Origin of the sequence: Sphingomonas kaistensis, from assembly GCF_036884275.1 — a bacterium.
Taxonomy (GTDB): Bacteria; Pseudomonadota; Alphaproteobacteria; order Sphingomonadales; family Sphingomonadaceae; genus Sphingomicrobium; species Sphingomicrobium kaistense_A.
On record NZ_CP145607.1, the window covers coordinates 2301912 to 2319739 of the forward strand.

The following is a 17828-nucleotide window of genomic DNA, read 5'->3' on the forward strand; positions in this document are numbered from 1 at the left end:
TTTGCGGGCGCCCTAGCTGCGTTCGTCGAGCAGGATCGTCCCGCTGGTGCCGCTGCCCTGCGGGGCGAAGCGCATCACGAAGGTGGCGCCGTCCTTGGTCTTCCCCTGAAGCGCATCGGCCGCCAGCGCCGCTTCGATTCCCTGCGCCTTGAACTGGTCGATGAAATAGGTCTGCACTTCCGCCGGCGAGGCCGGGGCGGTGAAGGTGAAATTGACCTTGCCGGGCTTACCGTCGCCGGCATCGAGATTGAAGCCGGTCAGCGTGGCACCGGGCATCATCTTCACCCCGTCGATATCGAAATTGGCATTCGACATGATGCCCGTCGGAAGCTTGATTTCGCCCTTAGCGAAGGGCAGGTTGAACGCGACGCGGCCATCGGCGTCGGCCCGCATCTGCACCGTCTCGTCACCCGCCGCCGGCTCCCTTACCTCGGCCTTGCAGGCGGCCAGCAGGAGCAACGGCGTGAGTGCGACGATCTTGTTCATGGTGGTTCCCCTGTAAGTGTATTGGTGATGTAATACGCCAAGCTCGATCATCAAGTCAATCGCGATCCGCTGGCGCGCGCGCGCGAAAGATGATTGAGTGCCACCGCAACTAATCGGGGGACTACCATGACGACCAGAACTGCCTTCGCGCTGACCCTTGCGCTGCTGGGGAGCGCGGCCGCTGCCCAGCAGCCGATCGCTGCGGTCACCCCCGCCCCCTCCCCCGTCTTCACCGGCGGCGACCTGTTCAACCTCACCTATGCGTCCGATCCGCAGATCAGCCCCGACGGCAAGCGCATCGCTTATGTCCGGATGAGCGCGGACGTGATGACCGACCGCTATCGTCCGACCATCTGGCTGATCGACACCGCCACCGGCCGGCAGGAGCCGCTGATCGCTGGCAGCGGCGCGCACCGCAGCCCGCGCTGGTCGCCCGACGGCCGCCGCCTGGCTTATGTTTCGACGGCGGAAGGACCGGGCGCGCAGCTTCACGTGCGGTGGATGGACGGTGGGCAGACCGCCCGGATCACCGGCCTTCCCGACGGCCCCTCGGACATCGCCTGGTCGCCCGACGGCCGCCGCCTTGCCTATCTGATGCGTGTGCCCGGCGAGGGACCGAGCATCGGCAAGGCCCCGCCCAAACCCGAAGGTGCGACCTGGGCAGAGCCGCTGCAGGCCGTCGACCGCCTGCAATATCGCAACGACGGGTCGGGCAACGTCAAGCCGGGCTTCGACCAATTGTTCGTGGTCGATGCCGATGGCGGCGCCCCGCGGCGGCTGACCGCTGGGGGTTTCCCCTTGAACGGACCGCTGGCGTGGAGCGGCAACAGCGTACTTGTCAGCGGCAATCACGCGCCCGAATGGGAAGCCGAGCCGCAGGAAAGCGAAATCCTGGCCGTCGACGTGGCGACCGGCGCCGTTCGCGAACTGACCCGCCGCAAGGGCCCGGACGGCTCACCGGTGGTATCCCCCGACGGTCGCACCATCGCCTATCTCGGCGCCGACGACGATGGGCAGGCCTACAACCAGACAAAGCTCTACCTGATGAACGCCGACGGCTCGGGTTCGCGCCGGATCGCCGCCGGTTTCGACCGCTCGATCAATCAGGTCGAATGGGCCGGCAATCAGTTGTTCGTCGGCTATGAGGAGAAAGGCCACTACCGCATGGCCCGGATCAGCACCGCAGGCGCGGTCACCCCCCTGCCCCTCGATCTCGCGGCACCGGCGGTGGGTCGTCCCTATACCGGCGGCGAATTCAGCGTAGCGCGTGACGGCACGGTGGCGTTCACCAGCGGCTCGGCCAGCCGTCCGGCCGATGTGTCGATGGCTCGCGGCGGCACCGCGCGGCGGCTGACCGCGCTCAACGACCTGTGGCTGTCGGGCAAGCGGCTGGGCGAGGTCCGCACCCTCGACGCCACCGCGCCCGACGGCACGCCAATCCCCGGCTGGATCCTGCTTCCCGCAGGCTATCAGGAAGGGCAAAAGGTCCCGACCATTCTCGAGATCCACGGCGGCCCCTACACCAGCTACGGCCCCTATTTCTCGACCGACTACCAGCTGTTCGCCTCGGCCGGTTATGCCGTGCTGTTCCCCAACGTGCGCGGGTCGACCGGCTATGGCGAAGCCTTCGCCGACGGGATCGAGAAAAGTTATCCGACACCCAACGAAACCGATCTCATGGCCTCCGTCGATGCGGCGGTGGCGGCGGGGCTGGCCGATCCCAACAACCTCTTCATTACCGGCGGGTCGGGCGGCGGTCTGCTGACCGCCTGGATGACCGGCCACACCAACCGGTTCAAGGCGGCAGCGGTGCAGAAGCCGGTGATCAACTGGACCAGCCAAGCGCTGGTCGCCGACGGGATCGGCTTCTTCGGACGCTACTGGCTCGGCGCGGAACCGTGGGAACAGCCCGAAAAATACTGGCAGCGCTCGCCGCTCAGTCTCGCGGGCAAGGTCAAGACGCCAACTCTGGTGATCGTCGGCGGCGATGATCTGCGCACCCCCAACGCCGAGGCCGAGCAATGGTATGGCGCGCTTCGGGTCCAAGGCGTACCCTCGCTGCTGATCAAGGTGCCGGGCGCCCCGCACAGCCTCGACGGCCGGCCGAGCCAAGCGGCGGCGCGCGTGTCGGCGATCACCGCCTGGTTCGACCGCTACCGGACCAAATAAGCAGCGAGTGGGGCCGGTCCTCCCCGGCCCCGCCGCCTCAGATCGCGACCTGGCTGCCGAGTTCGACGACGCGGTTGGGCGGCAGCTTGAAGAAGTCCATCGCGGTCGCCGAATTGCGCATCATCCAGCCAAACAACCGCTCGCGCCACCGCGCCATGCCCGGTCGCGCCGACGAGAGGATGGTCTGCCGCGACAGGAAATAGCTGGTGGTCATGGCCTTGCAGCTCCCGACCCGGTCCGCCGCCCCGTCGAGCGCCGCGGGAATATCAGGGTCTTCGGAGAAACCGTAGCGCACGATCACGCGCTTCAGGCCCGCGCCCAGTTCCTCGACGCTGACCCTGTTCGCCTCGTCGACGAAGGGTACGTCCATCACCTTGACCGTGGTCAGCAGCACCGTCTCGTGGAGCACCTGGTTGTGCTTGAGGTTGTGCAGCAGCGCGGGCGGAATGCCGGCGGCGGCACTGGTCAGGTAGACCGCGGTGCCGCGGATGCGATGCACGCCCTTGCCGACCGATTTGACGAACACTTCGACCGGCATCGCGGCTTCCTCCTGCTGCGCGCGGACCAGCTGGCGCCCCTTGGCCCAGGTCGTCAGCAGCGTGAAGGCGATCAGCGCCACGATCACCGGGAACCAGCCGCCGTCGAACAGCTTGGTCAGGTTCGACGCAAAGTATGTCAGGTCGACCACGCCCAGCACCGCGATCAGTGGCCAGCTCACCCACCGCGGCCATTGCCAATGCTGGGTCAGCAGCACCGCCAGCATCAGGGTGGTAATCGCCATCGTGCCCGTCACCGCGATGCCGTAGGCGCTGGCGAGGTTGGAGCTGTTCTTGAACACCACGACCAGTGCGATCACCGACAGGCACAGCAGCCAGTTGATCGCCGGCACGAAGATCTGGCCTTCGGCGGTGGTGCTGGTGTGGCGAATGGTGAGACGGGGCACGAGACCGAGCTGGACCGCCTGCCGCACCACGCTGAACGCGCCGGTGATCACCGCCTGGCTGGCGATCACGGTCGCCGCGACCGCCAGAAGGATCAGCGGCAGCCGCCATTCCTCGCCGGCCAGCAGGTAAAACGGATTCTCGACCGCTTCCGGGCTGCGCAGCAACAGCGCGCCCTGGCCGAGGTAATTGGTCATCAGCGCCGGAAAGGCGACCAGCAGCCAGGCCAGCCGGATCGGCTTGGCACCATAATGGCCAAGGTCGGCATAAAGCGCTTCCGCCCCGGTCACCGCGAGCACGATCGAGCCCAAGGCGAGAAAGGCGAACCACGGATCGTCGACGATGAAGCGGAGGCCCCATAGCGGCGACAGCGCGCGCAGCACGTCCGGCCGCTCAATCACCGACAGCAGGCCGAGGGCCGTCAGCACAGCGAAGTAAAGCAACATGATCGGGCCGAAGACGGCGCCGACTTTGGTCGTCCCGTGCCGCTGGACGGCGAACAGCAGAACGATGATCGCCAGGGCGGTCGGCATGGCGAACGGCAGGAAATCGGCGTTGATGGTCTGAACGCCCTCGACCGCCGACAGAACGGAGATCGCCGGCGTGATCATCGCATCGCCGAAGAACAAGGCCGTCGCGAACACGCCGAGGATGGTCAGGCCAGCGGTCCAGCGCTTCTTCTCGCCATGGCGCGACAGCAGCGCCAATAGCGCCAGGCTACCGCCCTCGCCCTTGTTGTCGGCGCGCATCATGATGAAGACGTACTTCAGCGTCACCACCAGCATGAACGTCCAGAAGACGATGCTGAGGACACCGAGCACGCGTTCTTCCGACACCGGCATCGGATGGTGCCCGATGAAGCTTTCCTTGAGCGCATAGAGCGGCGACGTACCGATATCGCCGAACACCACGCCGATCGCGCCCAGCGTCAGCAAGGGGGTGGAGCCGCGCGGCGCGTGGGCGTCGACGGTTGGGCCGGTCGAGCCGGCGGCAGTGCTTTCAGTCATGAGCGAAGACGTTCCTGCGCCTGTTGAACCCTAGAACAGGGGTCGTCGTCATTCAGGCGGCGGCCTCGAGTCGGAGCCATATACGCGCTTTTTCACGAAATGTTGCAAGTGCGAATACGAATTTGCTGCGATTGCGAGATTGCCGCTCCCTCTTTCCTCGCTCCGCCGAGCGGCGCATGAAGCCCGCACCCCCGATTCCCGATCCGGAGTTCGCTTGTGATCCGTTCCGCTTTCCTGCTCGCCGCCACCTTCCTCGCCGCCGCGCCGCTTGCCGCGCAGAGCTTTTCGGTTCCGCGCCTGTCGCAGGACATCAGGACGCTCAGCTCCGACGCTTATGAAGGGCGCGGCCCGGCCACCGCGGGCGAGACCAAGACCGTCGCCTACCTCACCCAGCAATTGAAGGCCGCGGGCGTGCAGCCGGGCGGCGACGTGGTGAACGGCCAGCGCCAATACACCCAGCGCGTCCCGCTGCTGCAGTCGAACTGGAGCGCCGATCCGGTCGTTACGCTGCAAGGCGGCGCCGCTGCCGGGCGGCTTGCGCAAGGCACCGACATCGCCGTCCGTGCCCCGCTCAACGGCGCGAGCCAGCTACAGCTCCAGAACGCTCCGCTGGTGTTCGCCGGCTACGGCGTCCAGGCGCCCGAGCGGCAGTGGGACGATTTCAAGGGCATGGACGTGCGGGGCAAGATCCTCGTCGTGTTCATCAACGACCCCGACTTCGACGGCCCGCTGGCCGACGGCGGCCCCGACTTCGGCGGCAAGGCGATGACCTATTACGGCCGCTGGACCTACAAGTACGAGCAGGCCGCCAAGCTCGGTGCCGCGGGCGTGCTGATCGTCCACGAGGATGCGCCTGCTTCCTACGGCTGGGCCACCGTCAAGAACTCCAACACCAACACCATGTTCGACGTCGTCCGCCAGAACCCGGGCGGCGCGCATCCCGCGATGGAAAGCTGGATCACCGCTGCGACGGCGGAAAAGATCTTCGCCGCGTCGGGCATGACCCTGGCGCAGGCCAAGGCCGCCGCTCGCCGCCGCGACTTCAAGCCGGTCGAACTGCCCGTCCGCCTCAGCGCCACCGGCAATGCCGCGGCCGAGACCATCACCAGCTATAATGTCGTCGGCCTGCTGCCCGGCACCACGCGTCCTGACGAGACGGTGATCTATTCCGCGCACTGGGATCACCTCGGCGTCGGCCAGCCCGACGCGCGCGGCGACCGGATCTATAATGGTGCGGCCGACAATGCGACCGGCACCGCCCACGTGCTCGAACAGGCCCGCTGGTTCGCCAAGGAACCGCGCACGCAGCGCAGCCTCGTCTTCCTGTTCGTGACCGCCGAGGAGAAGGGCCTGCTCGGCACCGAATATTACGTGTCGAACCCCCTTTATGCCCTCGGCAAGACCGCCGGCGTGCTCAACACCGATGGCGGCGCGCTGTACGGTCCGGCGCGCGACTTCTCGATCTCGGGCTCGGCCAAGCTCGGCCTGCTCGACCTCCTGACCGCCGAAGCCGCCAAGCAGAACCGCACTTATTCGCCCGACGAGCGGCCCGAAGCCGGCTCCTTCTTCCGTTCGGACCACTTCCCCTTCGCCAAGCGCGGGGTGCCGGCGATCAGCTGGAACGGCGGGCGCGATCTGGTCAACGGCGGCAAGGCGCGGGCCAAGGCGCTGGCCGACGACTACACCGCCAAGCGCTATCACCAGCCGGCCGACGAATTCGATCCCAACTGGGACTTCACCGGCCTCGTCCAGGACGCGCAGATCCTCCACAACGTCGGCCGTGCGCTGGCCAATTCGACCGCTTGGCCAAACTGGAGCGAAGACAGCGAATTCCGCGGCGCGCGTGATGCCTCCGCGTCGGAGCGCGATGGAGCGGTTCCCGCCCCTGCCGCCCGCCAAGCAGGCGAACGCGGCTGATCGATCCACGCCCCTCCTGCCGCAGGGCGAGAGGGGCACGTGAAGCGTATTGCCGCGCCAAGCAGAAGGACGCCGACGCGGCCGAAGCGATGAAGGCCGCGGGCTGACCCCGCCTTTCGTCATCCCGGACTTGATCCGGGGTCCCGCTTCTGCGTTCTCTTCTGAGTGAGAAGCGGGATCCCGGGCCGCGCCCGTAGGACGAAATGGAGAGAAAAGCATGACCGACGACCTCAAGGCCCGCGCAATCGCGCTATACGACCGCTACACCCACGAGGGCATGCCGCGGCGCGAATTCATGTCGCGGATGGTCGTGCTGGCAGGCAGCGCCGCCGCTGCCGAAGCGCTGATCGGAAGCATCGCCGCCTCCCCCGCCGCCGCCGCGATCGTGCCCGAGAACGACAAGCGCCTGACCATCCGCGATCAAACCATCGCCGGCACCAAGGCTTATGTCGCCGAGCCGCGCAGCCGCAGCCTCAAGCCGACGGTGATCGTGATCCACGAGAATCGCGGCCTCAACGCCCATATCAAGGACGTCGCCCGCCGTGCCGCGCTTGCCGGCTATCGCGCGGTCGCGCCCGACTTCCTCACCCCGCTCGGCGGCACGCCCGCCAACGAGGATCAGGCGCGAGAGATGATCGGCAAGCTCGACCTCGCCCAGGCCAGCGCGGCGGGTGTCGCGATGGCCCGCGAACTCGCCAAGTCGAGCCGCGGCGGCAAGGTCGGCGCGGTCGGCTTCTGCTGGGGCGGAGCTTATGTGAACCGGCTGGCGGTCGATGCCGGGGCCGATCTCGACGCAGGCGTGGTCTATTACGGCACCGCACCCGACCCCAGTCAGGCCGCCAAGGTCCAGGCCCCGCTGCTGATCCAACTGGCCGGGCTCGACACCCGCGTCAATCAGACCGGTTTCCCGTGGGTCGAGGCGCTGCGGGCTGCGAACAAGCCGGTGACCTTCCAGCTCTACGACGGCGTCAATCACGCCTTCCACAACGACACCTCGGCCGAACGCTACGACAAGGCCGCCGCCGAACTGAGCTGGCAGCGGACCCTGCGTTTCTTCAAGAAGAACCTCGGCTAGGCGGGCAGCGCGCCGCTCTGGCTGGGGCGCTTGCCGGCGTTCCAGCCAGACCACGCGACCAGTGCGCCGAAGGCGCCGGCAGCCACGATGATCGGCGCCTGCGGCACATTGGCCAGCAACGCATAGAGGTTCCGCCAGGCCGGCAGACTGCCGATCGTGGCGAAGGCCAGCGCGCCCAGCGTGCTGACCAAGGCCGCCCAGAGCCACGGCCGCCCATCGGCGCCGCGTCCGCGCGCGATCAGCAAGGCCACGGCCGCAGCGACCAATTGGGCGGCGATGAAGCCTGGATAAAGGAGGTGCAGCGTCCCCGGCCCCCGCACGCCCAGCGGGATGCCGCTCAGCCGGCCGAGGATCGGCGGCAGCAACGGGATCACCGTCGCCAGCATATAGGCCGAATGAAGTTTGACCTTGCGGCGATGGCGGAGCGCTTGGTGGTAGAACGCCACCATCATCGCCACGCTGGCGGTATCGAGCCAGGCAAGCTGCGGCGCGAAGAGAACGTGAAACTCGCTGCCGGCATTCATCTTGGCCGCCATCCCGAAGAACAGCGCGGCGCCGCCCGCCATGAACAGGGGAAACAGCACCAGGCTGCCCAGCCCCGCCAGGCGGTGCGTCTCGCGCTCGCCGTGCTGGATGGTCCAGCTTTGCGCGGCCAGTAGCATCAGCCACGCGAAGGCGGTCAAACCGTGAAGGTGAAATTGCCAGCTCGCGGTTGGGAGCGTCGACAGGTAGCCGGGCCAATAGGCGAGCGCGATCAGTGGGAACAGGCCCAGAATATACCAGTGCGCGTGACGATAAGGCATATGCGTTCCCCTGCCTCATTCGGCCCACCCCCAGATGGACCGACTCGCTTTTACGGCGAAGCGCTAACCTGGCGCAAGATCACGGGTAAATCGGTCAGCCCTGAATGACGCGTTCCGCCCACTGGGATAGCAAGGATTGCTCTTGGTCGCCGGTCGCGAACAGGGCGATCGTTTCGCTTTGCTTCAGCCGGTGCACGATGAGGGTCCGGTACCCACCGACCTTGCCAGCTTCCCACGCCCAGCGTTCGCCGCCGATCGTGCGCACGCGGCCGCCCAAGGCATAGTCTTCGGCGGGCCAGACAATCTGGGTCAGTTGGCGGCGGGCCTCCGCTCCGAGCAGCGATCCATGAAAAATGCCATGTGCCGCGCGAACCGCGTCGCTCGCGCTTCCGGCGACATTACCGCTGGCTGCCAGAAAGGGCGGCACCGGCGACATCTTGCGGCGGGGCGGATTGCCCGCGTCATAGGCGGCGGCGAGGGTCGGCAGTTCAGGTTGGCCAGCCTGCACGAGTTGCGCACCGCGCATGCCCAGCGGCCGGAAGACGCGGTCACGGAGCAAAGTCGAGAAGTCGGTGCCGCCGGCCCGTTCCAATATGGCTGCGACCAACACCCAGTTGAGCGCGGCATAGTCCCATCCCTCGCCCGGCGTGAACGCGAGCTCACCGCCGCCGAAACGAGCCAGAATTTGCGTCGCCGTGGCGGTCGAGGTGCGCAGCTCGGGCTCGGCCCCGAGGCGGCGGCTGAGCAAGTCGGGGATGCCGCTGGTATTCGACAACAGGTGGCGCAGCTTGACCCGGGATCTGGTGTCTCGGGGGAGTTCCGGAAGCTGCTCGGCAATCGGCGTGTCGAGGCGAAGGCGACCCTGTTCGACCAGTCGGAGCGCCGCGACGCTTGTCAGCCACTTGCTAACCGATCCCCAACGAAAGGTTGTGTCGGCGGTGATCGGGCGTTTGCTTTCGAGATCCGCCAAGCCGACGTTGCGCAGCGCCTCGATCCGTCCGCGGCGGCCGTAGGCGAGAACGCCGTTGAACCCGGACGGCAAGGCGATGGCGCTGAGGGCGGCGGCGCGCGATCGCGCCTGACCGTTCGCCCATCCGGTGACCGGCACGCCAAGGCACAAGCCTCCCGCCACGAACGCCCGCCTGTCGATCACGCCGATACTCCCCCACCGGCCGTGACGGCCGCCCGGGGCCAATGGCACGGGCGCGCCGACCGGCACAAGAAAAAGGGCCCGGCGGTTTCCCGCCGAGCCCCTTGTTCACTGCCTTTCAGGCGTTCCGCTTATTCGCGGTTGCCCATGAAGCTGAGGAGGAAGGTGAACATGTTGATGAAGTCGAGATAAAGGTTCAGCGCCCCCATGATCACGACCTTGCCCATCATGTCGCTGCCCGCGACATAGGCATACATGCTCTTGATCTTCTGCGTGTCGTAAGCGGTCAGTCCGGCGAAGATCAGCACGCCGATGGCGCTGATCGCCAGCTGCAGCACACTCGATTGCAGGAAGAGGTTGATCAACATCGCCACGATCAGGCCGACCACACCCATGATCAGGAAGGTGCCCATGCCGGACAGATCCTTCTTGGTGGTGTAGCCGAACAGGCTCAGGCCAGCGAACGCCGCAGAGACGGCGAAGAAGGTCTGGGCGATGCTGGTGCCGGTGTAGACGAGAAAGATCGAGCTCATCGACAGGCCCATGACCACCGTGAATGCCCAATAGAGCATCTGCAGGGTCGCGGTGGACATGCGATTGAGGCCGAAGCTCATCGCCATCACGAAGCCCAAGGGCGCGAGCATGATCACCCAGCGCAGCGGGGTCGACAACACTTGCTGCGCCAGGCCGCTCGAGGCGAACAACAGGGCGACGATGCCGGTCAGCAGCACACCCGACGCCATGTAATTGTAAACGCTCAACATGTAGGACCGCAGGCCCGCATCGCGTGCGGCGCGCGGAACGCCGACCGACACCGCCGGATCATAGGCGGTCGTCGTGCGAGGGTCAGACCAGTTCTGCATTCTCAAGCTCCATCGTCGGCGAGCCAAAGGGCTCGTCCACGTGATCATATATCGTAGAGGGCTCTGAAGGTTTCAAGGAATTTCGGTAGCCGAAGTGGCGGTTTCGGAAGGGCGGACGATCGGCGCGGTGACGCTTGCGTGTCGCCCTCCGGCTGCTAGGCTCGCCGTTAGTTCGAAGGGGGAAGAAGTTGTTCGGCTATTTCACGGCGGTTTTGCCGCATTTCCTTGCCTATTTCGGGGCCGCGCTGCTACTTGCTGCGGCTTTCCTTGCGCTTTACATTCAGTTGACCCCGCATCGCGAGATGGCACTAATCCGCGCCGGCAACAGCGCTGCGGCGATTCAGTTGACCGGCACGTTCCTCGGCTTCGCACTGCCGGTCGCGGTGGTGATCGGAAACAGCGTTTCGATTCCCGACATGCTGCTGTGGGGTGCGGTGGCTTTGGTCGTGCAGTTGCTCGTCTTCGTGATCATCGCCCGGCTGCTGTTCCGTGGTATTTCGGCCCGGATCGAGGACGGCTGCGCGGCGAGCGGGATCTTCGTCGGCGGGATGGGGCTGGGCATCGGCGTGCTTCAGGCCGCCTGCATGGTTCCCTGAGCAGATGGAAAAGAAACTCACGCTGACCGTGTCGCTGGCCGCGGCGCTGGCCGGGCTCGGCGGTTGCTCGAACCGCGACAATCTCGACGTGCGCGCGGCAGGCACCACCCGGGTTTGCGCCGACGACTGGGGTCAGCGCATTTCCGACGATTATTGCGAACAACGCCGCGGCGGTAGCTTCTTCTATCTCGGGCGCGGCGCCCCGATTCCTTATTATTACGACAACATCCGTGATCCCCGATACGCCGGCTACGTCAGCCGCACGGCCCCCGGCGGATCCTTCGTCCGCGCACCGGCGGCGACCAACATGGCGCGCTCCACCGCCATCTCGCGCGGCGGTCTCGGCAGCAGCGCGCGCAGCTTCGGGCGCGGGGGCTAGTGGAGCGGCGCAGGCTTCGTCCGCGCGAAGGCTGGCAGCGGATCGTCGAGGACCAGGGCCTCGTCTGGCACACGCAGGACGGCAAGCCCTATTGGGACGAAAGCGCCGCCTACGTCTTCACGCTGAAACAGATCGAAACGCTGGAAGCCGCCGCCGAGCGCTGTCACGAGCTGTTTCTGAAAGCCGGCGACCACCTCGCCAAACGCCCGGAAAAACTCACCCGCTTCGGCATCCCCGACTGGGCGATCGACGCCGTCCTGGCCGAATGGAAACGCGACCGCCCCGCCCTCGATTACGGCCGCTTCGACTTCGGCTGGAACGGCAGCGGCGAGCCCAAATTGTTCGAATATAATTGTGACACCCCGACCTCGATGCTCGAAGCCGGTGTGGTGCAATGGCAGTGGAAAGAAGAGGTCTTTCCCGCCCACGACCAGTTCACCTCGCTGCACGAAAAACTGATCGACCGCTGGCGCTTCATGGCGCGCGACCTCGGCGGCAGGGTGTGGGTCACCCACCATGCCGACGACCTTCACGAAGACACCGTCACCGCCACCTATATGCGCGATCTGGCCGAGCAGGCCGGGCTCGAGACTCGCGGCATCCTGATCGAGCGGATCGGCCTCGACGCCGAAGGGCGGCTGGTGGACGAGGAAGACTTCCTCATCACCGCGCTGTTCAAGCTGTACCCGTGGGAATGGATCGTCGCCGAGGACTATGGCCGTGAGATCGTGCGGCGGATGGATGCGACGCTGTGGTTGGAGCCGATCTGGAAGATGCTGTGGTCGAACAAAGCAATCCTGCCGCTGCTGTATGAGCTTGAGCCGAAGCACCCCAATCTCCTGCCCGCCGGCTGGGATGCGACAAGCGTCGGTCCGCGCCACGTCGTCAAGCCGATCCTCGCCCGTGAAGGCGCCAACGTCCGTATCGTCGAGGATGGCCTGGAAACCGCGCGCTCCGACGGGCCCTACGGCGACTTTGGGCAGGTCTATCAGCAGCTTTACGACGTGCCGCAGTTCGACGGCGCCTATCCGGTCCTCGGCGTCTGGACCGTCGGCGGCGAAGCCGCCGGGCTCGGCATCCGCGAAGGCGGCCGCATCACCGCCGACGACGCCCGCTTCGTGCCGCACATCATCGAAGGCTGACACGATGGCCCTTCACACCCTCCGCTCCGCGACCGACACGCTGAAGGAAGTCGCGGTAATCTATTTCGTGCTGTTGCTGACGGCCGCGCTGGCCTTCGCGATGCTGGAAGGGCAGCCCTTCCTCGATAGCCTCTACTGGGCCGGAACCACCGCCACCTCGACCGGCTATGGCGACATCAGCCCAAAAACGCTGGGGGGCAAGCTGGTCGCGGTGGCGCTGATGCACATCAGTATCTTTGTCATCGCGCCGTTGATCGTGGTGCGACTGATCGAGCGCATGAGTCACGACCAGCACCAGTTCACCCACGAAGAGCAGGAGCGCATCATCGCCGGCCTTGCCCGAATCGAAGAGCGACTAGAGCGGCTCGAACAGCGTTAGAAGCGCCATGCACCGCCTGTTCGTCGCGCTTCCGATCCCCGATTTCGTCACCGACCAACTGCTCGACTTGATGGAAGGACCCGAGCGTCTGCGCTGGGTCGATGCCGATACCCTGCACCTCACCCTGCGATTCATCGGTGAAGTGGATGGCGCCGCCGCGGAAGACGTGGCGATCGCCCTCGCCTCCCTCCGCTTCCAACCGTTCGACCTGTCACTGAGCGGTGTCGGCCAATTTCAGCATCGCCGCTCGGGCACGTTGTGGGCCGGCATCGCCCAGCGCGACCCAATTGCCGCGCTCGCCCCACGGGTGGACCGCGCCGTAGCGTCGGCCGGTCTGCCGCCCGAAACCCGCGCCTTCATGCCGCACATGACGCTCGCCCGGTGGAGCGGGCCGGCGCCAGATCTCCAACCCCGGCTGACCCGCCACGGCACGCTGTCGTCCACGCCATGGACGGTGCGCAGCTTCACCCTGTTCGAAAGCCACCTCGGCCGCCACGGCGCTCATCACGAGCCCGTGGCGACCTTTGGCGCCGCTTAGAAAGCGTCTTCGGCCAGCGCCATCAGTGTGTCGCCGCCGGCCTCGATCTGCCCGCGATACGCGCTCGCCTTGGGCAGCTCGCGCTGCGCGTAGAAACGCGCGGTGGCAAGCTTGGTCTGGTGGAAGCCGGCATCCTCGCCCGCCTCATTCTCCAGCCGGGCCGACACGTCGGCCATCTTGAGCCACATCCAGCCGAGCGTCACCAGCCCCATCAGGTGCATGTAAGGCACAGCGCCCGCGCCCGCGTGGTTCGGGTCCTGCATCCCGTTCTGCGCCAGCCACATGGTCGAGGCCTGAAGGTGGCCCAGCGCCTTTTCCAGCGGATCGGCGATACCGACCGGGTCGCCATTCTTGCGGGCATTGGCGATGTCGGCGCCGATCACCTCGAACAGCAGGCGAACCCCGCGGCCGCCATTCTGGGCGAGCTTGCGGCCGACCAGATCCATCGCCTGCACGCCGTTGGTGCCTTCGTAGATCTGGGCGATGCGCGCGTCGCGGACGAACTGCTCCATCCCCCATTCGCGGATATAGCCGTGCCCGCCGAACACCTGCTGCATGTTCACCGTGGCCTCGAAGCCCTTGTCGGTAAGATAGCCCTTGATGACCGGGGTCAGCAGGCCGATCAGGTCGTCGGCCTTCTGTCGCTCTTCCTCGGTCGCGCCCTTGCGGCTGAGATCGACCTGGAGCGAGCCCCACAGGATCAGCGCTCGCGCCGCTTCGTTGAACGCCTTTGCTTCCAGCAGCATGCGGCGGACGTCCGGGTGGACGAACAGATTGTCGGCCTTGGCATTGGGATCCCGCAGCGCCGGATTGATCGCCCGGCCCTGGCGGCGGTCCTTCGCGTAGGCGACCGCGTTCTGATAGGCGATCTCGCCCTGCGCCAGGCCCTGCAGCCCGACCCCGAGGCGCGCCGCGTTCATCATGATGAACATGGCGGCGAGGCCCTTCTCCGGCTCGCCGACCAGCCAGCCGGTCGCCCCGTCATAGTTCATGACGCAAGTCGAATTGCCGTGAATGCCCATCTTGTGCTCGATCGACCCGCAGGCGAGGCTGTTGCGCTCGCCCACCGACCCATCGTCGCCGACCATGAACTTGGGCACCACGAACAGGCTGATGCCCTTCACATTGTCGGGCGCGCCGGTGATCTTGGCGAGCACCAGGTGAATGATGTTCTCGCTCATGTCGTGCTCGCCCGACGAGATGAAGATCTTGGTGCCCGAGATCTTGTAGCTGCCGTCGGCCTGTGGCTCGGCCTTGGTCTTGAGCAGGCCAAGGTCGGTGCCGCAATGCGGCTCGGTCAGGTTCATGGTGCCGGTCCACTCGCCCGACACCATCTTGGGCACATACTTTTCCTGCTGCTCGGGGCTGCCCTTGACCAGCAGCGACGCGATCGCGCCCGCGGTCAGGCCGTGATACATTTCGAAGCTCTGGTTGGCCGACAGCACATATTCGCTGAGCGCGGTCGCCAGCACGTGCGGCAGTCCCTGCCCGCCGAACTCCTGCGGCGCGGCCAGGCTGGTGAAGCCAAGCTCGCAGAACTGCTTGTAAGCGTCCTTGAAGCCCTTGGGCGTGGTCACCGACCCGTCCTCGTGGCGGGTGCAGCCTTCCTCGTCGCCGGTGCGGTTCAAGGGTACCAGCACTTCCTGAGTAAAGCGCGCGCCTTCGTTGAGGATCGCTTCGATGAGGTCGGGCGTCGCATCGGCGAAGCCCGGCAGATTGCCGTAATTCTGCATCTCGACGATGTGGTCGAGGACATAACGGGTGTCACGAACGGGGGCGTTGTAGACGGGCATGTCTTGGCTCTCCGGGGAAAAGGCGTTGGCTAGGGTCTAGGTGGGCAAAGGCTCGCTATCAACATAATTGTCAGCAAAGGGGGTCGCCAGCAATATCGGTCGCCGGCGGTTGATTATCCATCCGGTCGAAGGTCTTGCCCGCATAGGAAGCGTTCGGTCCGCAATAATAAGCGCACTCCGCGCCGCCTTGGTTGATCAACGTGATGCGATTGCCTTCGATGGCGACGGGCACCTGGCACTTGGTGTCGCCGTCGGGCTTTACGCTGCTGCCGTCGAAGCTCCCCCTGATGGCGCAATTCGTTTCTGCCGCGCCGAAGGTGATCATTCCCATCCGCTTAGAATCGGCATTGTAGCAAAGCCGGTCACGGCCGGTGCCAGCATAGACACCGGTCATCGCGGCGACCGGCGCATCAACGGCGTTGGGTTGCTGCTCCTGTTGCTTGCATGCTGAGAGGAGAAGAAGCGAGAGAAGCAGGGCGCGCATGACCAATCCCTGCCCTGCTCCGCCCGCCCCTTCAAGCCCGACACGTTTGGACCGCGACAAACCTCCGACTCGCCCCTATATGCGCGGCTCCTCATGGACATTCGGGCGAGCATCATGCTGACGACCAATCCCTTCGACGACGACAAGCTTCGCGAGGAATGCGGCGTGTTCGGCGTGTGGAACGCCGATCATGCGGCAAGCTTCGTCGCGCTCGGTCTCCACGCGCTTCAGCATCGCGGGCAGGAAGCGGCGGGAATCACCAGCTGCGACGGGGCCGGTTTCCATTCGCACCGTGCGTCGGGTCATGTCGCCGGCAACTTCGACAAAGACGAAGTGATCCGCGCCCTCCCCGGCCGCACCGCGATCGGACACGTGCGCTATTCGACCACCGGCTCCAGCGCGATGCGCAACGTTCAGCCGTTGTTCGCCGAACTGGCCGACGGCGGCTTCGCAGTCGCCCACAACGGCAACATCTCCAATGCGATGAAACTGCGCCGCACCCTGAACCGCCGCGGCTCGATCTTCCAGTCGACCTCCGACACCGAAGTCATCATCCACCTTGTCGCCACCTCGGGCCAGAGCAAGATGCTCGACCGCATCGTCGATGCGTTGCATCAGGTCGAAGGCGCTTATTCGCTGCTCATGCTGACCGAGCAGGGCCTGATCGCCTGCCGCGATCCGCTCGGCATCCGCCCACTTGTGATGGGCCGGATCGGCGACACGGTGATCTTTGCCAGCGAAACCGTCGCACTCGACGTCATCGGCGCGCGCTTCGAACGCGAAGTGGCGCCGGGCGAGATGATCGTCGTCAACGCCGATGGCCTGCGCAGCTTCCGCCCCTTCGCCGCCGCCTCCCCGCGCCCGTGTATCTTCGAGCATGTCTATTTCTCGCGTCCCGACAGCGTCGCGGGGGGCATTTCGGTATACGAATCGCGCAAGAACATCGGCGCGGTACTGGCGCGCGAAAGCGGGATCGACGCCGACATCGTCGTCCCCGTCCCCGACAGCGGGGTGCCGGCCGCCATCGGCTATGCGCAGGAAAGCGGCATTCCGTTCGAGCTCGGAATCATCCGCTCGCACTATGTCGGCCGGACCTTCATCCAGCCGAGCCAGGAAGTCCGCCACCTCGGCGTCAAGCTGAAGCACAATGCCAACAGCGCGCTGATCAAGGGCAAGCGCATTGTCCTCATCGACGATTCGATCGTCCGCGGCACCACCAGCGTCAAGATCGTCCAGATGATGCGCGACGCGGGCGCGCGCGAAGTCCACATGCGCATCGCCTCGCCTCCTACGCGGCACAGCTGCTTCTACGGCGTCGACACGCCGGAGCGGGCCAAGCTTCTCGCAGCGCAGATGGATGTCGAGGCGATGGCCAAATACATCAACGCGGATAGCCTTGCCTTCATCAGCATCGACGGCCTCTACCGCGCCCTCGGCGACCAGCGCGATCCCGCGGCGCCGCAACGCTGCGATGCCTGCTTCACCGGCGATTATCCAACCCGGCTCACCGATCTGACCGAGAAGAAGGCGGAGGAGAGCGGCCTCAAGCTGGCTGCGATCGCCTGATCACATCGTGATGGTGCCGTCCTTACGGCCCTTTGCCAGCTTCTTGAGCAGCATCTCGCGCTTAAGGCGGCTGAGGTGGTCGATGAACAGCACGCCGTTGAGGTGATCGATCTCGTGCTGCAGGCAGACCGCCAGCAGCCCCTCGATCTCGCCCTCGTGCCAATCGCCCTCGGCATCCTGCCACTTGGCCTTGATCCGGTCGGGCCGCATCACGTCGGCATATTGATCGGGGATCGACAGGCAGCCCTCCTTATAGGGCACGAAGCTGTCGCTCTCTTCCAACACCTCGGGATTGATGAAGACGCGCGGGTCCTTGACCGGCTTGCCTTCGGCGTCGTCCTCTTCCTGAAGGTCGATGACCAGCAGTCGCTTGGGCACGCCAACCTGCACCGCGGCCAAGCCGATGCCCGGCGCGTCGTACATCGTCTCGAACATGTCGGCGATGAGCGTCTTCAGTTCCGCGTCGAAGGTTTCGACCGGGGTGGAGGTCTCGCGCAGGATCGGATCGGGAATGCAGACGATAGGAAGAATGGCCATGCG

General features: G+C 65.9%; 17 protein-coding genes. 9 read left to right on the forward strand and 8 right to left on the reverse strand.

The genetic code is table 11. The features are described from left to right. Window positions 1-12 precede the first annotated feature (12 nt). The gene (locus V6R86_RS11255; RefSeq protein WP_338504594.1) at window positions 13-486 is read right to left on the reverse strand and encodes a hypothetical protein; all 474 of its coding nucleotides are present in this window, start codon (window positions 484-486) and stop codon (window positions 13-15) included. 126 nt (window positions 487-612) lie between these two features. Here V6R86_RS11255 and V6R86_RS11260 point away from each other — a divergent pair, with 126 nt between their 5' ends. Then, on the forward strand, window positions 613-2655 hold the full coding sequence (locus V6R86_RS11260; RefSeq protein ID WP_338504596.1) for a S9 family peptidase: 2043 nt from the start codon (window positions 613-615) through the stop codon (window positions 2653-2655). 37 nt (window positions 2656-2692) lie between these two features. Here V6R86_RS11260 and V6R86_RS11265 read toward each other — a convergent pair whose 3' ends face one another. Then, entirely contained in the window at window positions 2693-4603 is a 1911-nt protein-coding gene (locus V6R86_RS11265; RefSeq protein WP_338504597.1) for a potassium transporter Kup, read from the reverse strand. A 216-nt stretch (window positions 4604-4819) separates the two neighbouring features. On the opposite strand from V6R86_RS11265, the gene V6R86_RS11270 reads away from it, so the two are divergent. Then, window positions 4820-6520 carry a M28 family metallopeptidase gene (locus V6R86_RS11270; RefSeq protein WP_338504598.1) on the forward strand — a complete coding sequence of 567 codons (1701 nt, stop codon included), beginning with the start codon at window positions 4820-4822 and terminating at the stop codon, window positions 6518-6520. A gap of 217 nt (window positions 6521-6737) precedes the next feature. Beyond that, the gene (locus V6R86_RS11275) at window positions 6738-7595 is read left to right on the forward strand and encodes a dienelactone hydrolase family protein (protein ID WP_338504599.1); all 858 of its coding nucleotides are present in this window, start codon (window positions 6738-6740) and stop codon (window positions 7593-7595) included. On the opposite strand, the gene V6R86_RS11280 is transcribed toward V6R86_RS11275, so the two are convergent. The 3 genes from V6R86_RS11280 to V6R86_RS11290 form a co-directional block, all read right to left on the reverse strand. Next, entirely contained in the window at window positions 7592-8398 is an 807-nt protein-coding gene (locus tag V6R86_RS11280; protein WP_338504600.1) for a hypothetical protein, read from the reverse strand. The genes V6R86_RS11275 and V6R86_RS11280 overlap by 4 nt on opposite strands. A 94-nt stretch (window positions 8399-8492) precedes the next feature. Further along, entirely contained in the window at window positions 8493-9551 is a 1059-nt protein-coding gene (locus V6R86_RS11285; protein WP_338504602.1) for a serine hydrolase domain-containing protein, read from the reverse strand. A gap of 128 nt (window positions 9552-9679) precedes the next feature. Next, on the reverse strand, window positions 9680-10411 hold the full coding sequence (locus V6R86_RS11290) for a Bax inhibitor-1/YccA family protein (RefSeq protein ID WP_338504603.1): 732 nt from the start codon (window positions 10409-10411) through the stop codon (window positions 9680-9682). 188 nt (window positions 10412-10599) lie between these two features. On the opposite strand from V6R86_RS11290, the gene V6R86_RS11295 reads away from it, so the two are divergent. From V6R86_RS11295 to thpR, 5 genes are read left to right on the forward strand one after another with little or no spacing between them, the layout of a single operon-like run. Further along, entirely contained in the window at window positions 10600-11007 is a 408-nt protein-coding gene (locus V6R86_RS11295) for a DUF350 domain-containing protein (protein ID WP_338504605.1), read from the forward strand. A 4-nt stretch (window positions 11008-11011) separates the two neighbouring features. Then, window positions 11012-11386, forward strand: coding sequence for a hypothetical protein (locus V6R86_RS11300; RefSeq protein ID WP_338504607.1), 375 nt, complete (start codon window positions 11012-11014; stop codon window positions 11384-11386). Further along, window positions 11386-12528: a glutathionylspermidine synthase family protein gene (locus tag V6R86_RS11305; protein WP_338504609.1), complete on the forward strand. Its 1143-nt coding sequence runs from the start codon at window positions 11386-11388 to the stop codon at window positions 12526-12528. Before V6R86_RS11300 ends, V6R86_RS11305 begins: the two co-directional genes overlap by 1 nt. 4 nt (window positions 12529-12532) lie before the next feature. Then, on the forward strand, window positions 12533-12907 hold the full coding sequence (locus V6R86_RS11310) for a potassium channel family protein (protein ID WP_338504610.1): 375 nt from the start codon (window positions 12533-12535) through the stop codon (window positions 12905-12907). Between the two features lie 7 nt (window positions 12908-12914). Continuing rightward, a complete protein-coding gene (gene thpR / locus V6R86_RS11315; protein WP_338504612.1) occupies window positions 12915-13445 on the forward strand; it encodes an RNA 2',3'-cyclic phosphodiesterase in 531 nt (176 codons plus the stop codon). Here the strand turns inward: thpR and V6R86_RS11320 are convergent. Next, complete coding sequence (locus V6R86_RS11320) at window positions 13442-15238, reverse strand: acyl-CoA dehydrogenase C-terminal domain-containing protein (RefSeq protein WP_338504614.1); 1797 nt, start codon at window positions 15236-15238, stop codon at window positions 13442-13444. The genes thpR and V6R86_RS11320 overlap by 4 nt on opposite strands. Window positions 15239-15308: 70 nt before the next feature. Continuing rightward, on the reverse strand, window positions 15309-15722 hold the full coding sequence (locus V6R86_RS11325; protein ID WP_338504615.1) for a hypothetical protein: 414 nt from the start codon (window positions 15720-15722) through the stop codon (window positions 15309-15311). Between the two features lie 114 nt (window positions 15723-15836). Here V6R86_RS11325 and purF point away from each other — a divergent pair, with 114 nt between their 5' ends. Continuing rightward, complete coding sequence (purF, locus tag V6R86_RS11330; RefSeq protein WP_338505482.1) at window positions 15837-17288, forward strand: amidophosphoribosyltransferase; 1452 nt, start codon at window positions 15837-15839, stop codon at window positions 17286-17288. On the opposite strand, the gene def is transcribed toward purF, so the two are convergent. After that, window positions 17289-17825 carry a peptide deformylase gene (gene def / locus V6R86_RS11335; RefSeq protein WP_338504617.1) on the reverse strand — a complete coding sequence of 179 codons (537 nt, stop codon included), beginning with the start codon at window positions 17823-17825 and terminating at the stop codon, window positions 17289-17291. Between the last annotated feature and the right edge of the window lie 3 nt (window positions 17826-17828).